This window comes from Streptomyces radiopugnans, assembly GCF_900110735.1.
GTDB lineage: Bacteria > Actinomycetota > Actinomycetes > Streptomycetales > Streptomycetaceae > Streptomyces > Streptomyces radiopugnans.
Genome location: NZ_FOET01000011.1, coordinates 159650 through 179857 on the forward strand (window position 1 = coordinate 159650; position 20208 = coordinate 179857).

Below are 20208 nucleotides of genomic sequence, written 5' to 3' on the forward strand. Positions count from 1 at the left end.
GTTGTGAACACAATGGCGCGGGGTGGAGCAGCTCGGTAGCTCGCTGGGCTCATAACCCAGAGGTCGCAGGTTCAAATCCTGTCCCCGCTACTGATCGGGAAGGACCCGGAGTCAATGACTCCGGGTCCTTCTTCGTGTGCTGGGCATGTGAGAAGAGAGGCGCGTGGTAGCGCTTTGCGTTTGGATGGTAGCTGTATCGGGAAGTCGACAAAACGCTGAAGTGACTTCCTTGGCGGCGGTATACCAGATGTACGCGGGTTGCGGGTGGTGCGACGATGGGCCTCATGGGGGACAAGGCGAGAGATGAGGGCACGGGGGGCGGTGCGGGCCGCACGGACCTCCGCGACCACCGCGACACGAACGCCATCAGCGCGCTCGGCGCCCGGCTGCTGCGCCGGGGCGACCTGGAGGGGGCCGAGCCGTACCTGCGCGCCGCCACCGCCGCCGGCGACCGTGCCGCCGCGAACAACCTGGGGGTCCTGCTCCACCAGCTCGGCCAGACCGAGGAGGCCGCCGGTTGGTGGCGGGTCGCCGCCGTCGCCGGTTCGGCGGCCGCCGCCCACTCCCTGGGCCGCCACCACCGCGAGCGCGGCGACGAGACGGCCGCCGAGTACTGGCTGCGGCAGTCCGCCGAGTCCGGCCACACCCTCGGCGCGTACGCCCTCGCGGACCTGCTGGAACACCGGGGCGAGGACGGGGCCGAGGAGTGGTACCGGGCCGCCGCCGAGCGCGGCCACCGCGAGGCGGCCTACCGCATCGCGCGGATCCTGGCGCGCCGTCAGGACGGGGGCGCCGAGGCCGAGCAGTGGTACCGCCAGGCCGCGGCGCGCGGCCACCGGCGTGCCGCCCTGCGGCTGGGCACGCTCCTGGAGGAGCGCGGCGAGCTGCAGGAGGCGGCCCGCTGGTACCTGACGGCGGCCAAGGACGGGGAGGCGCGCGCCGCGCGGGCCCTGGGCTTCCTGCTGCGCGACGCGGGCGACACCGACAGTGCCGCCGAGTGGTGGCGCCGCGCGGCCCAGGACGGCGACGGCAGCGCGGCCAACGCCCTGGGCGCGCTGCACGCCGAGCGCGGCGAGCGGCAGACCGCGGAGCGCTGGTACCGCGTCGCGCTGGAGGCGGGCGACATCAACGGCGCCTTCAACCTCGCGCTGCTGTGCGCGGCCGAGGGCCGTACCGCCCAGGCCGAGCAGTGGTACCGCCGTGCCGCCTACGCAGGGCACCGCGAGGCCGCCAACGCGCTGGCCGTGCTGCTGCTCCAGCGCGGCGACGCGGCGGGGGCGGAGCCGTGGTTCTCCAAGGCCGCCGAAGCCGGCAGCGTGGACGCCGCGTTCAACCTCGGCATCCTGCACGCGGGCCGCGGCGAGGAGGAGACCGCCCGGCAGTGGTACGAGCAGGCGGCCGCGGCCGGTCACACCGAGGCGGCGCTCCAGGTGGGCATCGCGCTGCTGCGCGAGGGCGATGCCCACACCGCCGAGCGGCATCTGCGCCGCGCGGCCGGCGGGGGCAGCGTGGAGGGCGCCTTCCGGCTGGCGGCGCTGCTGGAGCGCCAGGCCCCGACGGCCGACGCCCTGGACGCGCACGGCCCCCCGGCCGAGTACGAGGAGTGGTACGAGCGGGCCGCCGAGCAGGGGCACCGGCGTGCGCAGGTCCGGCTGGGCATGTGCGCGGCGGCGCGCGGCGACGTGGTGCGGGCCGCGCACTGGTACCGGGTCGCGGCGGAGGCGGGCAGCAGCAACGGCGCCTTCAATCTGGGCCTGCTGCTGGCCCGCGAGGGCAGCGAGCCGGAGGCCGCCCTGTGGTGGACGCGCGCGGCCGAGGCCGGCCACGGGCGGGCCGCCCTGCGTCTGGCGCTGCTGAACGCCCGGCGTGGCGAGCTGGCCGCCGGCCGCCACTGGTGCGCCCGCGCGGTCGAGCTGGGGCCGCCGGAGGTCGCCGAGCGCGCCGCGCGGCTGAGCGAGGCCCTCCACGAGGAGCTGACGGCCTGAGGCGGGAGCGGGGCACGTCCGCGATTTGCACTGGTCGCCGCGGTGGGGTTAAGGTTGTGAACACAACGACGCGGGGTGGAGCAGCTCGGTAGCTCGCTGGGCTCATAACCCAGAGGTCGCAGGTTCAAATCCTGTCCCCGCTACTGATGGGCCGGGGCCGGATCCCAATGAGGGATCCGGCCCCGGCCGTTTTCGTGCGGCTGCCGTGGATGCCGTGCGAGTGCCGTGCGCGCGATGTCATGAGTGCCGTTCGGTGCCGTGCGTCCGTGCCGTGCCGTGCCCGGGGCGGGGCATCGGGAGAGCCCCGGAGGCGGCCGGGCCGGCGGGTGGTCGGGCCGTCAGGCGGAGGCGCAGGAGGGGCACAGGCCCCGGTAGGTGACCGTCGCCTCGTCGAGGGTGAATCCGTAGCGCTCCCCTTCCGGGAGCAGGGCCAGCGGGTCGCCGGAGGGGCGGACGTCGCGGATCACGCCGCACCGCGAGCACACCAGGTGCTGGTGGGAGTGGTGCGCGTTCGGGTCGTACCGCTTGGCGCGGCCGTCCGTGCTGACCTCGATCACCTCGCCGATCGAGACCAGTTCGCCGAGGGTGTTGTAGACGGTGGCGCGGGAGATCTCCGGCAGCTTCTCGGCCGCGCGCGCGTGCACCTCGTCGGCGGTGTAGTGGACATGTTCACCATCGAGGACCTCGGCGACCACTCGCCGCTGGGCGGTCAGCCGCCAGCCGCGATCCCGGAGACGTTGTAGCAGGTCACTCATGTTTCCACCTTAGCAGCGCGTGTCCATGGCCGGATCGTGTACGGTCTTCATTGTCTTCTTGACTTAGACATTGTCCAATGTAGGATCGCGTTCGGCTCAAGCCAAGGGGACAGGACATATTCAGGAGGCGCATGTGACTGCCCAGATCGAGAACACCGGGCCGCTGACCACGGAGGCCGGTGCTCCCGTCGCGGACAACCAGAACAGCGAGACCGCCGGTTCGGGCGGCCCGGTCCTGGTCCAGGACCAGCTCCTGCTGGAGAAGCTCGCCCACTTCAACCGCGAGCGCATCCCCGAGCGGGTCGTCCACGCCCGCGGTGCGGGCGCCTACGGCACCTTCACCGTCACCGCCGACGTGACGAAGTACACCCGGGCGAAGTTCCTCTCCGAGATCGGCAAGGAGACCGAGGTCTTCCTGCGCTTCTCGACCGTCGCCGGCAACCTGGGCGCGGCCGACGCGGTGCGCGACCCGCGCGGCTTCGCGGTGAAGTTCTACACCGAGGAGGGCAACTACGACCTCGTCGGCAACAACACCCCGGTGTTCTTCATCAAGGACGCCATCAAGTTCCCCGACTTCATCCACACCCAGAAGCGCGACCCGTACACCGGCTCCCAGGAGGCCGACAACGTCTGGGACTTCTGGAGCCTGAGCCCGGAGTCCACCCACCAGGTGACCTGGCTCTTCGGCGACCGCGGCATCCCGGCCTCCTACCGCCACATGGACGGCTTCGGCTCGCACACCTTCCAGTGGAACAACGAGGCCGGCGAGGTCTTCTGGGTCAAGTACCACTTCAAGACCGACCAGGGCATCAAGTGCCTCACCCAGGACGAGGCCGACGTCCTGGCGGGCAAGGACCCCGACAGCCACCAGCGCGACCTGCGCGAGTCCATCGAGCGCGGCGACTACCCGAGCTGGACCGTCGGCGTCCAGATCATGCCGGCTGCCGAGGCGGCGAACTACCGCTTCAACCCGTTCGACCTGACCAAGGTCTGGCCGCACGCGGACTACCCGGTCATCGAGATCGGCAAGCTGGAGCTGAACCGCAACCCGCAGAACATCTTCGCCGAGGTCGAGCAGTCGATCTTCTCCCCGCACCACTTCGTGCCGGGCATCGGTCCCTCCCCGGACAAGATGCTCCAGGGCCGGCTGTTCGCCTACGGCGACGCGCACCGCTACCGGGTGGGCATCAACGCCGACCAGCTGCCGGTGAACCGCCCGCACGCCACCGAGGCCCGCAGCCACGGCCGCGACGGCTTCATGTACGACGGCCGCCACGGCGGGGCGAAGAACTACGAGCCCAACAGCTTCGGCGGCCCGAACGAGACCGGCCGCGCGCTGTGGCAGCCGGTCCCGGTCGCCGGCACCACCGGTGACATCCCCGCCCCCTCGCACGCCGAGGACAACGACTTCGTCCAGGCGGGCAACCTCTACCGCCTGATGACGGAGGAGGAGAAGGGGCGCCTGATCGACAACCTGGCGGGCTTCATCGCGAAGGTCTCGCGCGACGACATCGTCAAGCGGGCCATCGAGAACTTCCGCCAGGCCGACGAGGACTACGGCAGGAGGCTGGAGGCCGCGGTCAAGGCCCTGCGCGGCTGACCCATCGGCTCCTCGCCGTACGAACCCGGAGGGACCGGACGCCAGTGGGCTCCGGTCCCTCCGGTGCGCTCGGGGCGGGGGCGGCCGCCCTCAGGCGGCCACCGTGCCGGCGGGTGCGGCCGGCACGTCCCCGAGGGCCGAGGACCAGCAGCGGACGATGTCGCGCACCGACACCACCCCCACCGGCTCCCGGTCGTCGAGCACGATCAGATGGCGGAACCCGCCGCGGGTCATGGCCAGTGCGGCGTCCTCGAGGGTCCAGCCGGGGGCGGCGAAGACCACGTCGGTGGTGGTGTGCAGATGCGCGGGTTCCCGGTCGGGATCCTGCCCGGCCCCGACGGAGTTGAGGATGTCGCGTTCGGTGAGGATGCCGACGCCGCCGGCGTCGGGGTCGAGGACGACGGCGGCGCCGACCCGACGGGCCGACATCAGCCGGGCGGCCTGGCGGAGGGTGTGGGCGGGGCCGATGGTGAGAACCACTGTGCTCATGGCGTCACGGACGAGGGTGGTCATGGCGGTTGGTGCCACCTCCTTGGCGAAACCCGCGCTGGAGAAGGGATTCACAAGCTCACAAGCGGGCGGATTCTCATGTTCACATGCCGCCGGAGCCGCAACAAGGGGCGTGCGGAGGTGAGTTGGCAGTAAGCCGGCGCTGGGTCCGGCGAGGTCCAGCGGTACGCCCGGCCGCCGGTCAGTCGCCGATGTAGGCGAGCAGGTCTTCGTGGAGCAGCCCGTTGGAGGCCGCCGCGTTCCCGCTGTGCGGGCCCTCGCGCCCGTCCAGACCGGTGAAGGTGCCGCCCGCCTCCTGGACGACGATCGCGTTCGCCGCCATGTCCCACAGCGACAGCTCCGGCTCCGCGCACATGTCCACCGACCCCTCGGCGACCATCATGTACGGCCAGAAGTCGCCGTAGCCGCGGGTGCGCCAGCAGTCCCGGGTCAGGTCGAGGAAGCCGCCGAGCTTGCCGCGCTCCTCCCAGCCGCCGAGCGAGGAGAACGCGAACGAGGCGTCCTGCACCCGGGCCACCCGCGAGACCGACAGCCGGGTCGCGGACGTCAGGCTGCGGCCGGTGTACGCGCCGGCGCCCAGCGCAGCCCACCAGCGCCGGTTCAGGGCCGGGGCCGACACCACGCCGACCACCGGGCGGTCGCCCTCCTCGGTCCGCTCCATCAGCGCGATCAGTGTGGCCCACACCGGGACGCCGCGCACGTAGTTCTTGGTGCCGTCGATGGGGTCGACGACCCAGCGGCGCGGCCCGCGTCCCTCGCTGCCGAACTCCTCGCCCAGCACCGCGTCGCGCGGCCGCGCCCGCTGCAGGGAGGTGCGGATCAGCTCCTCGGCCGCCTTGTCGGCCTCGCTCACCGGCGTCATGTCGGGTTTGGTCTCGACCTTGAGGTCGAGGGCCTTGAACCGCTCCATCGTCGTGGCGTCGGCGGTGTCGGCCAGCACGTGGGCGAGACGCAGGTCATCGTGGTAGTCGGGCATGGACGAACAGTATCCAGCGGTGCGGCCGGCCAGCCACACGGGAGTGGCCAACCGGGTGTGCGGGCGTACACCCGCGGCGGTGAGGCGGTGCGAGGCGTCTTGACACCCTCCGCGACCGCACCGATGCTGTGCGCCACCCGCCGCGTCCGGGGAGGCGTTGATGACCTCGGTGATGCCCTCTGCCGGAGACTCCGCCGGAAGTCCTGCCGGAAGCCTCGCCGGAAGCCGTGCCGGAACCCCTGCCGCGGGTTCCGCCGGGCCGGCCGCGGCGGCCGTGCCGCAGCCTCCGGCGCGCCAGGCACTGCTGCGCGCCGCCCGCGCCGCCCTCTCCGACAGACCGTGGCCCCGTGTCCGCATGGTCGAGGTCGCCGCGGCGGCGGGCTTCTCCCGCCAGACCCTCTACAGCGAGTTCGGCTCCAAGGAGGGGCTGGGCACGGCCCTGGTGGCCCGCGAGCTGGAGGCCTTCCTCGACCGCACCGCCCGTGCCGCGCAGCGGGCGGCGCGGACCGCCGCCGACCCGGCCGACGCCCCCGTCGCGGGCTGCGCCGCGGCGGCCGTCTCGGTGGTGCGCACCGCCCACCGCGACCCGCTGGTGCGCGCCGCGCTCACCGGCTGCTGGGAGTCCCGGCTGCCCCCGCCCGGACCCGAGCCGGACCGGGCGGGGGCGAGACTGCGCGACCGTACCGCCGCCGCGCTGGTGTCCGCCGGGGCGGCCGCCGGTCACGGCGCGGCCGGCCCCGCCGCGCTGCGCCACGCCTGCGAGGTGGGCCTGCGGCTGGCGCTGTCCTATGTCGTCGCGCCCTGCGACGGCCCGCCCGAGGCGACGGAGGAGGCCGCGGGCGCCCACGTCACCCAGGTGCTGCGGGCACTGCTCGGCTGAGCCCGCGGCCGGACGGCCGGGCCGGGCGGGCGCGGCGTACCGGGGTCAGTCGCCCTCCCGGCGCTCCCGTGTGGCCAGCAGGCGGCGCAGGGAGAACAGCCGGGCCGGATCCGCGTGGCCGTCGGCGACCCAGGAGTCCAGCGCGCAGTCCGGCTCGTCGTGGCTGCAGGCGCGCGGGCAGCCGTCCGTGCCCGGTACCAGGTCCGGGAAGGCGAGGATCACCCGGGACGGATCGACGTGGTTCAGGCCGAAGGACCGCACACCCGGGGTGTCGATCACCCAGCCGCCCTCCGCCGGCGGCGGGAAGGAGACCTCGCCGGGCAGCGGCAGCGCCAGCGCCGAGGTCGTGGTGTGGCGGCCGCGCCCGGTGACCGCGTTGACCCGGCCCGTCGCCCGCCGGCGGTCGGGCGGGACGAGCGCGTTGACCAGGGTGGTCTTGCCGACCCCGGAGTGGCCCACGAAGGCGGTGGTCCGGCCCCACAGGAACTCGCGCACCCGGTCGGCGGCGGCGCCGTCGGCCAGCTCGTCGCGGTCGGTCACCACATGCCGGACCCCCAGCGGGGCGTACGTCTCAAGCAGCGCGTCGGGCGGCGCCAGGTCCGACTTGGTGAGGACCAGCAGCGGTTCGAGGCCCGCGTCGTAGGCGGCCACCAGGCAGCGGTCGACCAGCCGGGGGCGGGGCTCGGGGTCGGCCAGGGCGGTGACGATGGCGAGCTGGTCGGCGTTGGCGACGACGACCCGCTCGTAGGGGTCGTTGTCGTCGGCGGTGCGCCTCAGCACCGAGGAACGCTCCTCGACCCGCACGATCCGCGCCAGGGTGTCCCTGGCGCCCGACAGATCGCCGACGACCGCCACCCGGTCGCCGACCACGACGCCCTTGCGGCCCAGCTCGCGGGCCTTCATGGCGGTGACCGTGCGGCCGTCCACCAGGCAGGTGATCCGGCCCCGGTCGACGGTCAGGACGAAGCCGGAGGCGGCGTCCTCGTGCTTGGGCCGGATGCTGGTGCGCGGGCGGCTGCCCCGGCGGCCCGGGCGGATCCGGATGTCGTCCTCGTCGGTGTGCTTGCCGTAGCGGCGCATGGCGGATCCGCCTCTTATCCTCTGGCCCCGTCCCCTTCGAGCATGGCGCTCCACAGCTCGGGGAAGTCGGGCAGGGTCTTGGCGGTGGTCGCGACGTTCTCCACCTCCACGCCCTCGACGACCAGGCCGAGCACCGCGCCCGCCGTGGCCAGCCGGTGGTCCTCGTAGGTGTGGAAGATCCCGCCGCGCAGCGGGCGCGGACGGATGACCAGCCCGTCCCCGGTCTCGGTGACGTCGCCGCCGAGCCCGTTGATCTCCTTGGTGAGCGCGGCCAGCCGGTCGGTCTCGTGCAGCCGCAGGTGCGCCACGCCGCGCAGCCGCGACTCGGAGTCGGCCAGCGCCGCGACCGCCGCGATGCCGGGGGTCAGCTCGCCCACCTCGCTCAGGTCCACGTCGATGCCGTGGATCCGGCCGGTGCCGGTGAGGGTCAGACCGTGCTCGTCCAGCTCGCAGCGCCCGCCCATCTCGGTGAAGATCTCGCGCAGCGCGTCACCGGGCTGGGTGGTGTGCGCCGGCCAGTCCGGGATGGTCACCCGGCCGCCGGTGACCAGCGCGGCGGCGAGGAAGGGCTGGGCGTTGGACAGGTCGGGCTCGACGACCAGGTCGCGGCCGAGCAGTGCGCCGGCCGTGACCCGCCAGACGTTCGGCTCGCCCCCCGACTCGGGGGTGTCCACCTGGGCGCCCGCGGCGCGCAGCATCTCGACCGTCATCCGGATGTGCGGCATGGACGGCAGCGGGCCGCCGGTGTGGCGGACCTCCACGCCCTGGTTGAAGCGGGCGCCGGAGAGCAGCAGGGCGCTGACGAACTGGGAGGACGAGGAGGCGTCGATCTCCACCGCGCCGCCGGTCAGGGAGCCGCCGCCGTGCACGGTCAGCGGCAGCGCGCCGCGCCCGCCGTCGTCGACGCGGGCGCCCAGCGCGCGCAGCGCGTCGATCACACCGTGGAGGGGGCGCTCGTGGGAGCGCTTGTCGCCGTCGAAGTGGACCGGGCCGTCGGCCAGGGCGGCCACCGGCGGCAGGAAGCGCATCACGGTGCCCGCGTTGCCGACGTCCACACCGGCGGGGCCGTGCAGTCCCGCGGGGATGACCCGCCAGGCCTCGCCGCCGGCCTCCGGTGCGGCGCGGCCGCCCGCGACGGGCGCGGAGCTGGAGGACACCGTCTCCTCGATGCCCACCCCCATGGCACGCAGCCCCTCGGCCATCAGGAGGGTGTCGCGCGAACGCAGCGGGCGGCGCAGCCAGCCGGGCTCGGAGGCGAGTGCGGCGAGCACCAGACCGCGGTTGGTGACCGACTTCGATCCGGGCACGGTGACGGTCGCGTCGACGGCGCCGGACGCGAGCGGCGCAGGCCAGACAGTGGTGTGGTCGGTCATGGGGCCAACTTTAGTGGTTCCGGCGGTACGGGAATCCTGACCGGACACCGGGAGGGGCGCCCGGACGGCGGCCGCGCGGCGCGCCGCCGGTCGCGGCCGGACGGACTCCGGCCGGGCCGGGCCGGGCGGGAGGCGCCGGGGAGGGCGCCCGGAGCGGAGGCGTCAAAGCCCCAGCAGCCACCGTCCGCCGCCGGTCAGCGAGCACAGCGCGACGGCGTGGAAGAGCAGGAGCCACAGCGGCGCGGGCGTGTTCGTCAGCCGCGCGAGCTGGTCGGCGTCGGAGTCCGGGGCCTCGCCCCGGCGCCGCTTGGCCTGGAGTTCGAAGACGGGCCGCACGCCGCCCAGCAGCAGGAACCACACCACCCCGTAGGCGAACGCCGCCTGCACCTCGGTCGCGGTGAACCACGACACCAGGAAGAACGCCCCGCCGGTGAGGACGACGGTGAGCATCCCGTAGGCGTTGCGCACCATCACCAGCATCGCCAGCAGCAGCGCCGTGGCCCCCCACAGCAGCGCGGTGACGTGCCCGGCGGCCAGCAGCCACGCCCCCGCCAGACCGAGCAGCGACGGCGCGGTGTACCCGGCGGCGGCCGTCAGCACCATCCCGATCCCGCTCGGCCTCCCGCGGGAGACGGTCAGCCCGGAGGTGTCCGAGTGCAGGCGTATGCCCTCCAGCCGCCGTCCGGTCAGCAGCGCCGCGATCCCGTGCCCGCCCTCGTGGGCGATGGTCACCGCGTTCCGCGCCACCCGCCACGGCCCCCGCGCGGCGACGACGGCCAGGGCCACCAGCCCGGTGACCGCCACGACCGCGAAGGACGGGTCGGGCTGCGTCCCGACGACGCGGTCCCAGACCTCGGCGATGCCGTCCGTGTCCGTGTTCATGCTCGGCCGCCCCCTCTTCTTCTTCCCCTGCGGTCCGTCGTGCCCGCTGCGTCCGTTCCAGCCCGTTCCGGCCCGTTCCGCCGCCCCGCGCGCCGCGCTCCCCCGGCCGCGAGGCGGTGCCCCGCAGTGTGCCACGGCCCTTCCGGGACGCCCGTACGGCCGGTCACGGTGCCGCCGGCCGCACGGGCGTGGCAGGGTGGCGGACATGTGCGGACGGTATGCGGCGAGCCGATCGGCCGGTGAACTGGCCGGGCTCTTCGGAGTGGAGAAGCGGGACCCGGCCGAGGAGCTGGCGCCCGACTGGAACGTGGCCCCCACCAAGCAGGTGTACGCGGTGCTGGATCGGCCGCTGAAGGACAGCGGCGACCCGCGTCCGGTACGCCAGCTCAGGACGCTGCGCTGGGGGCTGGTGCCCTCCTGGGCGAAGTCCCCGGACGTGGGCGTGAAGATGATCAACGCACGGGCCGAGACGGTGCACGAGAAGCCCTCCTACCGCCGTCCCTTCGCCGCCCGGCGCTGCCTGCTGCCCGCCGACGGGTACTACGAGTGGGTCACCGGGGCGGCCGAACGGCAGGAGGAGGAGAAGGGCAGGCGGAAGCGGCCGCGCAAGCAGCCGTACTTCGTGACCCCCGCCGACGGCTCGGTGATGGCGATGGCCGGGCTCTACGAGTTCTGGCGGGACAGGACGCTGCCCGAGGACCACCCCCAGGCCTGGTGGGCCACCTGCGCGGTGATCACCACGGAGGCGCAGAGCGAGCCGTTCGCGGGCGCCGGGGAGGGGGGGCCGCGCTCCCTCGCCGACATCCACCCCAGGATGCCGCTGGTGCTCACCCCCGACCGGTGGGACGCCTGGCTGGACCCGGCCCGCACCGACGCGGAGGACGTACGCGGACTGCTGGTCCCGCCGCCCGCCGGGACCATGCGCGCCTACCCGGTGCGCAGCGAGGTCAGCAACGTGCGCAACAACGGGCCCGAGCTGCTGGAGGAGCTTGACGCGCCCGAGGCCGGGACGCTGTTCTGAGCCGGTGAGCGACGACAGCGACGACAGCGGCGACACCACCGGCGGAAACGCCGACGGCACCGGCACCAGCGGCGGGAACGGCACCGCGGGCGGCACCACGGAGGAGGTCGCCACGCCGGCCGGCCCGGCCCGGATCACCTGGCGGCGCGCCGCCCGGCCGCGCCTGGTCCTCGCGCTCGGCCACGGTGCCGGGGGCGGCGTCGAGGCGCGGGACCTGCGGGCCCTGGCGGACGCGCTGCCCGCGCACGGCGTCTCGGTCGCCCTGGTCGAGCAGCCCTGGCGGGTGGCGGGGAGGAAGCTGGCGCCCGCGCCCGGGAAGCTGGACGAGGGGTGGCGGGCGGTGTGGCCCGCTCTGGCGGGGGAAGGGCTGCCGGTCGTCTCCGGGGGGCGCAGCGCCGGGGCGCGCGTGGCGTGCCGGACCGCCGCCGGGCTCGGGGCGCGCGCCGTGCTCGCGCTGGCCTTCCCGCTGCATCCTCCGGGGAAGCCGGAGCGGTCCCGGGCCGGTGAGCTGCTGGGGGCGGGGGTGCCGACCCTGGTCGTCCAGGGCGGGCGCGACCCCTTCGGGCGGCCCGCCGAGTTCCCCGAGGGCACGGAGGTCGTCGAGGTGCCCGGTGGCGACCACGGCTTCGCCGTGCCGAAGAGGGCGGCGCTCGGCCAGGAGGAGGCGCTCGGTGTGATCACCGGCGCGGTGCGCGAGTGGCTGGCGCGGGAATGATGCCCCGCGCGGGTGTGTTGTGCCGGTGCAGGAAACGTACGGACCGCACGCACGCGCGAGGAGAGGGAGTCCACCCGACATGGGTTCGATCGCATGCCCGTCCCGCCCTGTGGGTACCCGTGCCACAGCCGCCCAGGTGGACTGGGCGACACTGAGGCTCGCCGGACCCGTCGGGGAGGCCCCCTTCCGGACGGCGGAGAGGACGGACCGTCGTCTATTCTCCGGTTCGAATGGGTCCGGCAACGGACTCGAAGCCGCATCGGAGGAGGTGGGTCCGGTCGCCGCGACCGACGACGCTGCGCCCAGGGAACCCGTGGAGACGGACGCCGAACGGAACGCGCGCTTCGAACGGGACGCCCTCGCCTTCCTGGACCAGATGTACTCCGCCGCGCTGCGCATGACGCGCAACCCCGCGGACGCGGAGGACCTGGTGCAGGAGACGTACGCCAAGGCGTACGCGTCCTTCCACCAGTTCCGCGAGGGCACCAACCTCAAGGCGTGGCTGTACCGCATCCTCACCAACACCTTCATCAACTCGTACCGCAAGAAGCAGCGCGAACCGCAGCGCAGCGCGGCCGAGGAGATCGAGGACTGGCAGCTCGCCCGCGCCGAGTCGCACATGTCGACCGGGCTGCGCTCGGCCGAGTCGCAGGCGCTGGACCGGCTGCCCGACTCGGACGTGAAGGAGGCGCTCCAGGCCATCCCCGAGGAGTTCCGGATCGCGGTCTACCTCGCGGACGTCGAGGGGTTTGCGTACAAGGAGATCGCGGACATCATGGGGACACCCATCGGCACGGTGATGTCCCGTCTGCACCGCGGTCGCCGGCAGTTGCGCGGCATGCTGGAGGACTACGCCCGCGAGCGCGGGCTGGTCCCGGCGGGCGCGAACGGCGCCGCCGCGCCCGAGGAGTCGCACGACCGGAAAGGCTCGGGCTCATGAGTTGCGGAGAGCCGCACGAGACGGACTGCGCTGAGGTCCTGGACCACCTGTACGAGTACCTGGACCGCGAGATGCCCGACGGCGACCTGACGAAGTTCAGGGAGCACTTCGAGGAGTGCTCGCCGTGCCTGGAGAAGTACGGCCTGGAGCAGGCCGTGAAGAAGCTGGTCAAGCGGTGCTGCGGCCATGACGAGGTGCCCGGTGACCTGCGGTCCAAGGTGATGGGCCGCATCGAGGTGATCCGTGCCGGGCAGGCCGTGCCGGAGCAGCCCGTGGTGGAGCCCGCGGCGGGCCGTCCCCGCACCGCTCCCCTCGCGAGCCCGGGCGGCGAGGCCGGCGAGGGCTGCGGGGAAACGGCCTGAGGGCCGCCGGTGCGCGGCCGGCCCCGCATTCCGCACCGCACCCCGCACCGGCCCTGACCCCTGCCCGCCGCCCCGTGTCTCCACCGCATCACCCGAACGTGCTAATCCGCCCGGCTTCCGCCTGCCGTGACACGGGCGGCCGAAGGCCCTCGCGCGCCGCCGCGCCGGGCGTGCCCCCCTGCCGCCGGCCGCTCACCGCCCCTACGACCGACGGGTAATGAGCGCGCACCCGGGTGGGCATGGTTGGATGCGAACCGGGAACCGCGGCTGGGAGAAGATCGCGGCACGGACACCGCGGCGGGGACCGCGAGAAGACGGCCGCGAGGACGGTCGGGAGCAGCAGGCGGGAGTCAGGCGGGAACATCGTGAGGATCTTCGGCAAGGCAAGGCACCGGCCCTCCGCCGACTGGCGGGTGGTCACCGACCGCGCGTTCACGCTCATCGGTGACGGACGCTACGAGGACGCCGGCACGCTGCTGACCCGTGCCGCCGACCTGGAGCCGTGGCTGTCGGAGTCCTGGTTCAACCTCGCGCTGCTGCACAAGTTCCGGCACGACTGGGAGCAGGCGCGTGCCGCCGGACTGCGCGCGGTCGCGCTCCTGGACCGGTCGGTCGGGGCGCCCGACTGGTGGAACGTGGGCATCGCGGCCACCGCGCTGCAGGACTGGGCCCTGGCCCGGCGCGCCTGGCAGGCGTACGGCCTGCGGGTGCCGGAGGCGCCGGCCGCCGGCGGCGCCCAGCTCCATGCCGGCCCGCCGGTCGGCATGGAGCTGGGCAGCGCCGCGGTGCGCCTGTCACCGGAGGGCGAGGCCGAGGTGGTGTGGGGACGGCGGCTGGACCCGGCCCGCATCGAGGTGCAGAACATCCCGCTGCCGTCCTCCGGGCGCCGCTGGGGCGAGGTGGTGCTGCACGACGGGGTCCCGCACGGCGAGCGGACCACCGCCGCGGGCCACGCCTATCCGGTCTTCGACGAGATAGAACTCTGGGCGCCCTCGCCGGTGCCCACCTGGGTGGTGCTGCTGGAGGCGGCGACCGAGGCGGACCGGGACGCGCTGGAGGCGCTGGCGGCGGACGCGGGCTTCGCGGCCGAGGACTGGTCCTCGTCGGTGCGGCTGCTGTGCCGCTCCTGCTCGGAGAGCCGGATGCCCAGCGACGAGGGCGAGGGCGCGCCCCGGCACGATCCGCACGACCACAGCGTGCCCGGACACCCGGGGCCGCTGGGGCACATGACGTCGGGGGAGCTGTGGGTGCCCGAGCGCGAGTGCGGTCTGGCGGCCCCGGCCTCCCTGGTGCGCGGGCTGCTGGACGGCTGGGTCGCCGACAGCCCTGACACCCGCGAGTGGCGGGACCTGGAAGAGGTCTGCTGAGACCGGCCGGCCGCACACGGGGCCGGGGGTCTGCCCGTACTCTGTACGGGTTGTGGTGGAGCACCGAGGAAGGCGTACGGCGAAGATGGCGGAGCACGAGACCGGGCAGCGGGTGGACGACGAGGGGTTCGTCGTCGACACGGAGGACTGCGAGGAGCGCGAGCGGGCCCACCGCGAGCGCGGCACCGCCCGTCCGATCACCGTCGTCGGCAACCCGGTGCTGCACAGGGAGTGCAGGGACGTCACCGAGTTCGACGGCGAACTGGCCAAGCTGGTCGACGACATGTTCGCCAGTCAGCGCGCGGCGGAGGGCGTCGGCCTGGCCGCCAACCAGATCGGTGTCGACCTGAAGGTCTTCGTCTACGACTGCCCTGACGACGAGGGCGTGCGGCACGTCGGCGTCGTGTGCAACCCCGTGCTGGAGGAACTGCCCGCCGAACGCCGGGTGCTGGACGACTCGGGCGAGGGCTGCCTGTCGGTGCCGGGCGCGTACGCCTCGCTCGCGCGCCCCGACTACGCCGTCGTGCGCGGGCAGGACGCCGAGGGCAGGCCGATCACGGTGCGGGGCACCGGGTACTTCGCGCGCTGCCTGCAGCACGAGACGGACCACCTCTACGGCCGCCTCTACATCGACCGCCTCTCCAAGCGCGAGCGCAAGGACGTCCTGCGGCAGATGGCCGAGAACACCCCGCGCTACGAGACGGTGCCCAACGACTGAGCGGTCGGCTTCGGCCTCCGGCTGCGGTCTCCCGGCCGGCGGTGAACGGAGTGTGACGGTGGGCGGGCCTTCAGAGGCCCGCCCATTGGCATTTCCGGAAGCGTGTTGACGCGGGTAGATCTCCTCCGCCACTCTCGGAGGCCCCACTGTTCCGACACGGAGGCACCATGCTCAGAGGCACCGTCCGTCTCATCCTCAGTGTTGTCATGATCGCGGCAGCCGCATTGGTCGGCACGGTCACCACCGCGGGCACCGCCCACGCCGACGAGTGCTACACCTGGAACCGCACCCTCTCCCAGGGCATGTCCGGCTCGGACGTCGCCGAACTCCAGGTCCGCGTCTCCGGCTACCCCGGTTACGGCAGCGTGCTCGCCATCGACGGCTCCTACGGCCCGGCCACCGCCGCGGCCGTCAAGAGGTTCCAGGCGGCGTACGGCCTGTCGGCCGACGGCGTCGCCGGCCCGCAGACCTTCAGCAAGATCTACGCGCTCCAGGACGCCGACTGCACCCCGGCCCACTTCTCCTACGCCGAGCTGAACCAGTGCAACTCCACCTGGAGCGGCGGCGCGGTGAGCGCGGCGACGGCCAAGCGCAACGCCCTGATCTCCATGTGGAAGCTGGAGGCCATGCGCCACGCCCTGGGCGACGCGCCGATCCGGGTGACCAGCGGCTTCCGCTCCTACTCCTGCAACAGCGCGGTGGGCGGCTCCTCCAACAGCCGCCACCTCTACGGTGACGGTGTCGACCTCGGCGTCGGCTCGCACACCCTGTGCAGGATGGCGCAGCAGGCCCGCTACCACGGCTTCAACGGCATCCTCGGCCCGGGCTACCCCGGCCACAACGACCACACCCACGTCGACCACCGCTCCAGCCGCTACTGGTCGGCGCCCAGCTGCGGCATCTGAGCCCGCGCCCCCCCACGACACGGCACGGCCTCCTCCCCCACGGAAAGGTCCCCCCATGAAGAAGTCACTGTGGCGTGCGGCGATCGGCGTCCCGGTGCTGTCGCTGGCGCTCCTGGCCCTGCCGGGTGCCGCCCAGGCCACCCCGGCCGCGGCGGCCCCGGGCGGGGTGTCCGCCCAGGCTCCCGCGGCGGCCCTGGTCACCAAGCTGACGCACTCCCAGGCGACCAGCCGCTTCCGCGCGGCGGGCATCACCTGGTCCTCCAGCGGCGGCTGCTCGGACCGCTACAACTCCACCTGCACCTCGTTCGAGCAGATCAACCTGGCCACGGTGCAGGGGGCGGAGACGCTCAAGAGCGCCAGCGGCTGCGCCCTCAACGTCACGGGCGGCACGGAGACCGGCCACGCGAGCGGGACGTACAGCCACTGGAACGGCTACAAGCTGGACTACAGCCTCTCCACCTGCCTGAACAACTACATCACCAGCCGCTTCACCTACATAGGCGGCAGCAAGTACCAGTCGGGCTCGGGGAACGTCTACTACCGCGAGAGCAACCACTGGGACGTGACGTACTACAACTGCGGCGGCTGCTGACGGGCCACCGCTCCCCCCATCCGCGTGTTCCCGGGCCCGCGCGGGCCCGGGAACACGCGCGTCCGCGGGGTCGAGGGCCCGGAAGCCGCTTTCCGGAAGCGCCGTCAGAAGTCGTCGTCGAAGGAGACCGAGCCCTCCACCGCGACCTGGTAGGCCGAGGCGCGGCGCTCGAAGAAGTTGGTCAGCTCCTGGACGTCCTGCAGCTCCATGAACGAGAACGGGTTGCCGGCGCCGTAGCGGGCGGGGAAGCCCAGCCGGACCAGACGCTGGTCCGCCACGCACCGCAGGTACTCGCGCATCGACTCGGTGTTCATCCCCGGCAGGCCCTCGCCGCACAGGTCGCGGGCGAACTGCAGCTCGGCCTCGACGGCCTCCTCCAGCATCTCCTCGACCTGCCGCCGCAGCTCGTCGTCGAACAGCTCCGGCTCCTCCCGGCGTACGGTGTCGACCACGTCGAAGGCGAACGACATGTGCATCGACTCGTCGCGGAAGACCCAGTTGGTGCCGGTGGCCAGGCCGTGCAGCAGGCCGCGCGAGCGGAACCAGTAGACGTAGGCGAAGGCGCCGTAGAAGAACAGGCCCTCGATGCACGCCGCGAAGCAGATCAGGTTCAGCAGGAACCGGCGGCGGTCGGCCCGGTCCTCCAGCCGGTCGATCCTCTCGACCTCGTCGATCCACCTGAAGCAGAACCCGGCCTTCTCGCGGATGGAGGGGATGTTCTCCACTGCGGCGAAGGCGGCGGCGCGGTCGTCGGGATCGGGGAGGTAGGTGTCCAGCAGGGTCAGGTAGAACTGGACGTGCACGGCCTCCTCGAAGAGCTGCCGGCTGAGGTAGAGCCGGGCTTCGGGGGAGTTGATGTGCTTGTAGAGGGTCAGCACCAGGTTGTTGGCCACGATCGAGTCGCCGGTGGCGAAGAACGCGACCAGCCGCCCGATCAGGTGCCGCTCGCCCGGGGAGAGCTTCGCGAGGTCGGCCACGTCGGAGTGGAGGTCCACCTCCTCCACGGTCCAGGTGTTCCTGATCGCGTCGCGGTAGCGCTCGTAGAAGGCCGGGTAGCGCATCGGGCGCAGGGTGAGCTCGAAGCCCGGGTCCAGCAGGTTCCGGGGGCGGGTGGTGGTCACTGGCATGCCTCGCAGGACTCGGGGTTCTCCAGGGAGCAGGCGGTCGCTTCGGGGTCCGGGGCCGCCTGTGCGGGTGCGGCGGCCCGGGCCGCCCGCGCGATGCGGGTCGCGGGGCGCGAGCGCAGGTAGTACGTGGTCTTCAGGCCGCGCTTCCAGGCGTAGGCGTACATTGAGCTGAGCCGGCCGATGGTGGGCGTCTCCATGAACAGGTTGAGCGACTGGCTCTGGTCCAGGAACGGGGTGCGGTCGGCCGCCATGTCGATCAGGGCGCGCTGCGGGATCTCCCAGGCCGTGCGGTACAGCGCGCGGACGTCCTCCGGGATCCAGGACAGCTCCGCCACCGAGCCGTTCGACTCGCGCAGCGCCTCGCGGGTGCGCTCGTCCCACAGGCCCAGCCGCTTGAGGTCCGCCACCAGGTAGGAGTTCACCTGGAGGAACTCGCCGCTGAGCGTCTCGCGCTTGAAGAGGTTGGAGACCTGGGGCTCGACGCACTCGTGGACGCCCGCGATCGAGGCGATGGTCGCGGTCGGGGCGACGGCCAGCAGCAGGGAGTTGCGCAGGCCCGTGGCGGCGATCCGCTCCCGCAGCGCGGCCCAGCGCCGCGGCCAGGTGATCTCCGCGTCCGGATAGTGGTCGGGGTGGAGCACCCCGCGGGCGGCACGGGTCGCGGACCAGGCCGGGTGCGGGCCGTGGCGCTCGGCGAGGTCTGCGGACGCCTCGTAGGCGGCGAGCATGATCCGCTCGGAGATCCGGGTGGACAGCCGCCGCGCCCCGGGGGAGTCGAAGGGCAGGCGCAGCCGGAAGAACACGTCCTGCAGGCCCATCAGGCCCAGACCCACCGGGCGCCAGCGGGAGTTGGAGGCGGCGGCCTGCCCGGTGGGGTAGTGGTTGACGTCCACCACGCGGTCGAGGAAGAGCACGGCGGTGCGGACGGTGGCGTCCAGCCGTTCCCAGTCCAGCTCCTCGCCGGGGCGCGGCTCCCCGTCGGCGCCGGCGCGCAGGTGGGCCGCGAGGTTCACCGAGCCCAGGTTGCACACGGCCGTCTCGCCGTCGTCGGTGACCTCCAGGATCTCGGTGCAGAGGTTGGAGGAGTGGACGACGTTGCCCGGCTCGGCGGTCTGGTTGGCCGTGCGGTTGGAGGTGTCCTTGAACGTCATCCAGCCGTTGCCGGTCTGGGCGAGGGTGCGCATCATCCGGGCGTAGACGGTGCGGGCCGGGAGCGTCCTCACCGCCAGTCCGGCCGTCTCCGCGCGGCGGTAGGCGGCGTCGAACTCCTTGCCCCACAGGTCGACCAGCTCGGGGACGTCGGAGGGGGAGAACAGCGACCAGTCGGCGTCCGCCTCGACCCGGCGCATGAACTCGTCCGGGATCCAGTGGGCGATGTTGAGGTTGTGGGTGCGGCGGGCCTCCTCGCCGGTGTTGTCGCGCAGTTCGAGGAATTCCTCGACGTCCGCGTGCCAGGTCTCCAGGTAGACGCAGGCCGCGCCCTTGCGCCGGCCGCCCTGGTTGACGGCCGCGACCGAGGCGTCCAGGGTCTTGAGGAACGGCACGATGCCGCCGGAGTGGCCGTTGGTGCCGCGGATGAGCGACCCCCGCGAACGGATCCGCGAGAACGACAGCCCGATGCCGCCGGCGTGCTTCGACAGGCGCGCGACCTGGTGGTACCGCTCGTAGAGCGAGTCCAGCTCGTCCCGGGGGGAGTCCAGCAGGTAGCAGGACGACATCTGGGGGTGCCGGGTGCCGGAGTTGAACAGGGTGGGGGAGGAGGGGAGGTAGGAGAGCGTGCTGGTGAGCCGGTACAGCTCGGCCACCTCCTCCAGCGCGCGCCCGGAGGATTCGTCGGCCAGTCCGCAGGCCACGCGCAGCAGGAAGTGCTGCGGCGTCTCGATCACATCGCGGGTCACCGGGTGGCGCAGCAGGTAGCGGGAGTGGAGCGTGCGCAGCCCGAAGTAGCCGAAGCGGTCGTCGGCTCCGCCGGCGACGGCCTCCTCGGCCAGCGCGTCGAGCCGCTCCGCGTGCCCGGCGACGAACGCGGCCGTGCGGTCGGCGATCAGCCCCAGGCGGTGACCGGTCGCGACCGACGCCGGGAACGACACCGCGCCCTGGCGGGCCGCCTCCCGGCGGATCGCCTGGGCGAGCAGCCGCGCCGCGAGCCGCGAGTACTCCGGCTCCTCGGCGACGAGGCCGGCCGCGGCCTCGGCCGCCAGGGACCGCAACCGGGCCTCGTCCGCGCCGGGGTGGCGCCCGCGCAGCGCGGCGGCGGCGACCCGGCCGGGGTCGGTGGCGGGCAGGTCGGCGGCGAGCTCGGTCAGGGTGCGCAGCAGCGCGGTGCCGGGGCGGTCGTCCCCCGCTGCGGGGGCCGTGACGGGCTCCGCTGATGAGATGGTCACTTCGGTGTTCTCCCTCGTGGGCCGGCGGCCCCGGGG

19 protein-coding genes and 2 tRNA genes are annotated in these 20208 nt (G+C 73.5%); 13 read left to right on the forward strand and 8 right to left on the reverse strand.

What is annotated here, in order from left to right; all coding sequences use genetic code 11:
- Window positions 1–16 precede the first annotated feature (16 nt).
- The 3 genes from BMY40_RS19445 (at window position 17) to BMY40_RS19455 (ending at window position 2128) form a co-directional block, all read left to right on the forward strand.
- Window positions 17–90 (forward strand) — tRNA-Met (locus BMY40_RS19445).
- A gap of 185 nt (window positions 91–275) precedes the next feature.
- The gene (locus BMY40_RS19450) at window positions 276–1985 is read left to right on the forward strand and encodes a tetratricopeptide repeat protein (RefSeq protein ID WP_093661345.1); all 1710 of its coding nucleotides are present in this window, start codon (window positions 276–278) and stop codon (window positions 1983–1985) included.
- 69 nt (window positions 1986–2054) lie between these two features.
- Window positions 2055–2128 (forward strand) — tRNA-Met (locus BMY40_RS19455).
- Window positions 2129–2323: 195 nt separating this feature from the next.
- On the opposite strand, the gene BMY40_RS19460 is transcribed toward BMY40_RS19455, so the two are convergent.
- The gene (locus tag BMY40_RS19460; RefSeq protein WP_093661347.1) at window positions 2324–2740 is read right to left on the reverse strand and encodes a Fur family transcriptional regulator; all 417 of its coding nucleotides are present in this window, start codon (window positions 2738–2740) and stop codon (window positions 2324–2326) included.
- A 133-nt stretch (window positions 2741–2873) separates the two neighbouring features.
- Between BMY40_RS19460 and BMY40_RS19465 the strand changes: the two genes are divergently transcribed.
- Window positions 2874–4340, forward strand: coding sequence for a catalase (locus BMY40_RS19465; protein ID WP_093661349.1), 1467 nt, complete (start codon window positions 2874–2876; stop codon window positions 4338–4340).
- Window positions 4341–4430: 90 nt separating this feature from the next.
- Here BMY40_RS19465 and BMY40_RS19470 read toward each other — a convergent pair whose 3' ends face one another.
- Together BMY40_RS19470 and hisN are read right to left on the reverse strand one after the other, a co-directional pair.
- On the reverse strand, window positions 4431–4853 hold the full coding sequence (locus BMY40_RS19470) for a CBS domain-containing protein (RefSeq protein ID WP_093661351.1): 423 nt from the start codon (window positions 4851–4853) through the stop codon (window positions 4431–4433).
- A gap of 178 nt (window positions 4854–5031) precedes the next feature.
- Window positions 5032–5826, reverse strand: coding sequence for a histidinol-phosphatase (gene hisN / locus BMY40_RS19475; protein ID WP_093661353.1), 795 nt, complete (start codon window positions 5824–5826; stop codon window positions 5032–5034).
- 274 nt (window positions 5827–6100) lie between these two features.
- Here hisN and BMY40_RS19480 point away from each other — a divergent pair, with 274 nt between their 5' ends.
- Window positions 6101–6706, forward strand: coding sequence for a TetR/AcrR family transcriptional regulator (locus tag BMY40_RS19480; protein ID WP_245770185.1), 606 nt, complete (start codon window positions 6101–6103; stop codon window positions 6704–6706).
- Window positions 6707–6751: 45 nt separating this feature from the next.
- On the opposite strand, the gene rsgA is transcribed toward BMY40_RS19480, so the two are convergent.
- From rsgA to BMY40_RS19495, 3 genes are all read right to left on the reverse strand, one after another.
- Complete coding sequence (rsgA, locus tag BMY40_RS19485) at window positions 6752–7786, reverse strand: ribosome small subunit-dependent GTPase A (protein ID WP_093661355.1); 1035 nt, start codon at window positions 7784–7786, stop codon at window positions 6752–6754.
- Between the two features lie 14 nt (window positions 7787–7800).
- A complete protein-coding gene (gene aroA / locus BMY40_RS19490; RefSeq protein ID WP_093661357.1) occupies window positions 7801–9159 on the reverse strand; it encodes a 3-phosphoshikimate 1-carboxyvinyltransferase in 1359 nt (452 codons plus the stop codon).
- A gap of 162 nt (window positions 9160–9321) precedes the next feature.
- Window positions 9322–10041 carry a M50 family metallopeptidase gene (locus tag BMY40_RS19495; RefSeq protein ID WP_093661359.1) on the reverse strand — a complete coding sequence of 240 codons (720 nt, stop codon included), beginning with the start codon at window positions 10039–10041 and terminating at the stop codon, window positions 9322–9324.
- Between the two features lie 205 nt (window positions 10042–10246).
- Here BMY40_RS19495 and BMY40_RS19500 point away from each other — a divergent pair, with 205 nt between their 5' ends.
- From BMY40_RS19500 to BMY40_RS19535, 8 genes are all read left to right on the forward strand, one after another.
- The gene (locus BMY40_RS19500) at window positions 10247–11062 is read left to right on the forward strand and encodes an SOS response-associated peptidase (protein ID WP_093661361.1); all 816 of its coding nucleotides are present in this window, start codon (window positions 10247–10249) and stop codon (window positions 11060–11062) included.
- A 133-nt stretch (window positions 11063–11195) separates the two neighbouring features.
- Complete coding sequence (locus BMY40_RS19505; RefSeq protein ID WP_093661449.1) at window positions 11196–11777, forward strand: alpha/beta hydrolase family protein; 582 nt, start codon at window positions 11196–11198, stop codon at window positions 11775–11777.
- Window positions 11778–12045: 268 nt separating this feature from the next.
- The gene (locus BMY40_RS19510) at window positions 12046–12717 is read left to right on the forward strand and encodes a sigma-70 family RNA polymerase sigma factor (RefSeq protein WP_165869470.1); all 672 of its coding nucleotides are present in this window, start codon (window positions 12046–12048) and stop codon (window positions 12715–12717) included.
- A complete protein-coding gene (gene rsrA, locus BMY40_RS19515; protein ID WP_093661365.1) occupies window positions 12714–13079 on the forward strand; it encodes a mycothiol system anti-sigma-R factor in 366 nt (121 codons plus the stop codon). The genes BMY40_RS19510 and rsrA overlap by 4 nt, the downstream gene beginning before the upstream one ends.
- A 365-nt stretch (window positions 13080–13444) precedes the next feature.
- Window positions 13445–14446, forward strand: a complete 1002-nt coding sequence (locus tag BMY40_RS19520) for a tetratricopeptide repeat protein (protein ID WP_093661367.1) — start codon at window positions 13445–13447, stop codon at window positions 14444–14446.
- An 85-nt stretch (window positions 14447–14531) separates the two neighbouring features.
- On the forward strand, window positions 14532–15164 hold the full coding sequence (def, locus tag BMY40_RS19525) for a peptide deformylase (RefSeq protein ID WP_093661369.1): 633 nt from the start codon (window positions 14532–14534) through the stop codon (window positions 15162–15164).
- Between the two features lie 167 nt (window positions 15165–15331).
- Complete coding sequence (locus BMY40_RS19530) at window positions 15332–16069, forward strand: D-Ala-D-Ala carboxypeptidase family metallohydrolase (protein WP_093661371.1); 738 nt, start codon at window positions 15332–15334, stop codon at window positions 16067–16069.
- A gap of 55 nt (window positions 16070–16124) precedes the next feature.
- Window positions 16125–16661 (forward strand): hypothetical protein, encoded by a 537-nt coding sequence (locus BMY40_RS19535; protein ID WP_093661373.1) that lies wholly within the window; start codon window positions 16125–16127, stop codon window positions 16659–16661.
- A 104-nt stretch (window positions 16662–16765) separates the two neighbouring features.
- Here BMY40_RS19535 and BMY40_RS19540 read toward each other — a convergent pair whose 3' ends face one another.
- Window positions 16766–17788: a ribonucleotide-diphosphate reductase subunit beta gene (locus BMY40_RS19540; RefSeq protein WP_093661375.1), complete on the reverse strand. Its 1023-nt coding sequence runs from the start codon at window positions 17786–17788 to the stop codon at window positions 16766–16768.
- Window positions 17779–20172, reverse strand: coding sequence for a ribonucleoside-diphosphate reductase subunit alpha (locus tag BMY40_RS19545; RefSeq protein WP_093661377.1), 2394 nt, complete (start codon window positions 20170–20172; stop codon window positions 17779–17781). Before BMY40_RS19545 ends, BMY40_RS19540 begins: the two co-directional genes overlap by 10 nt.
- Window positions 20173–20208 lie beyond the last annotated feature (36 nt).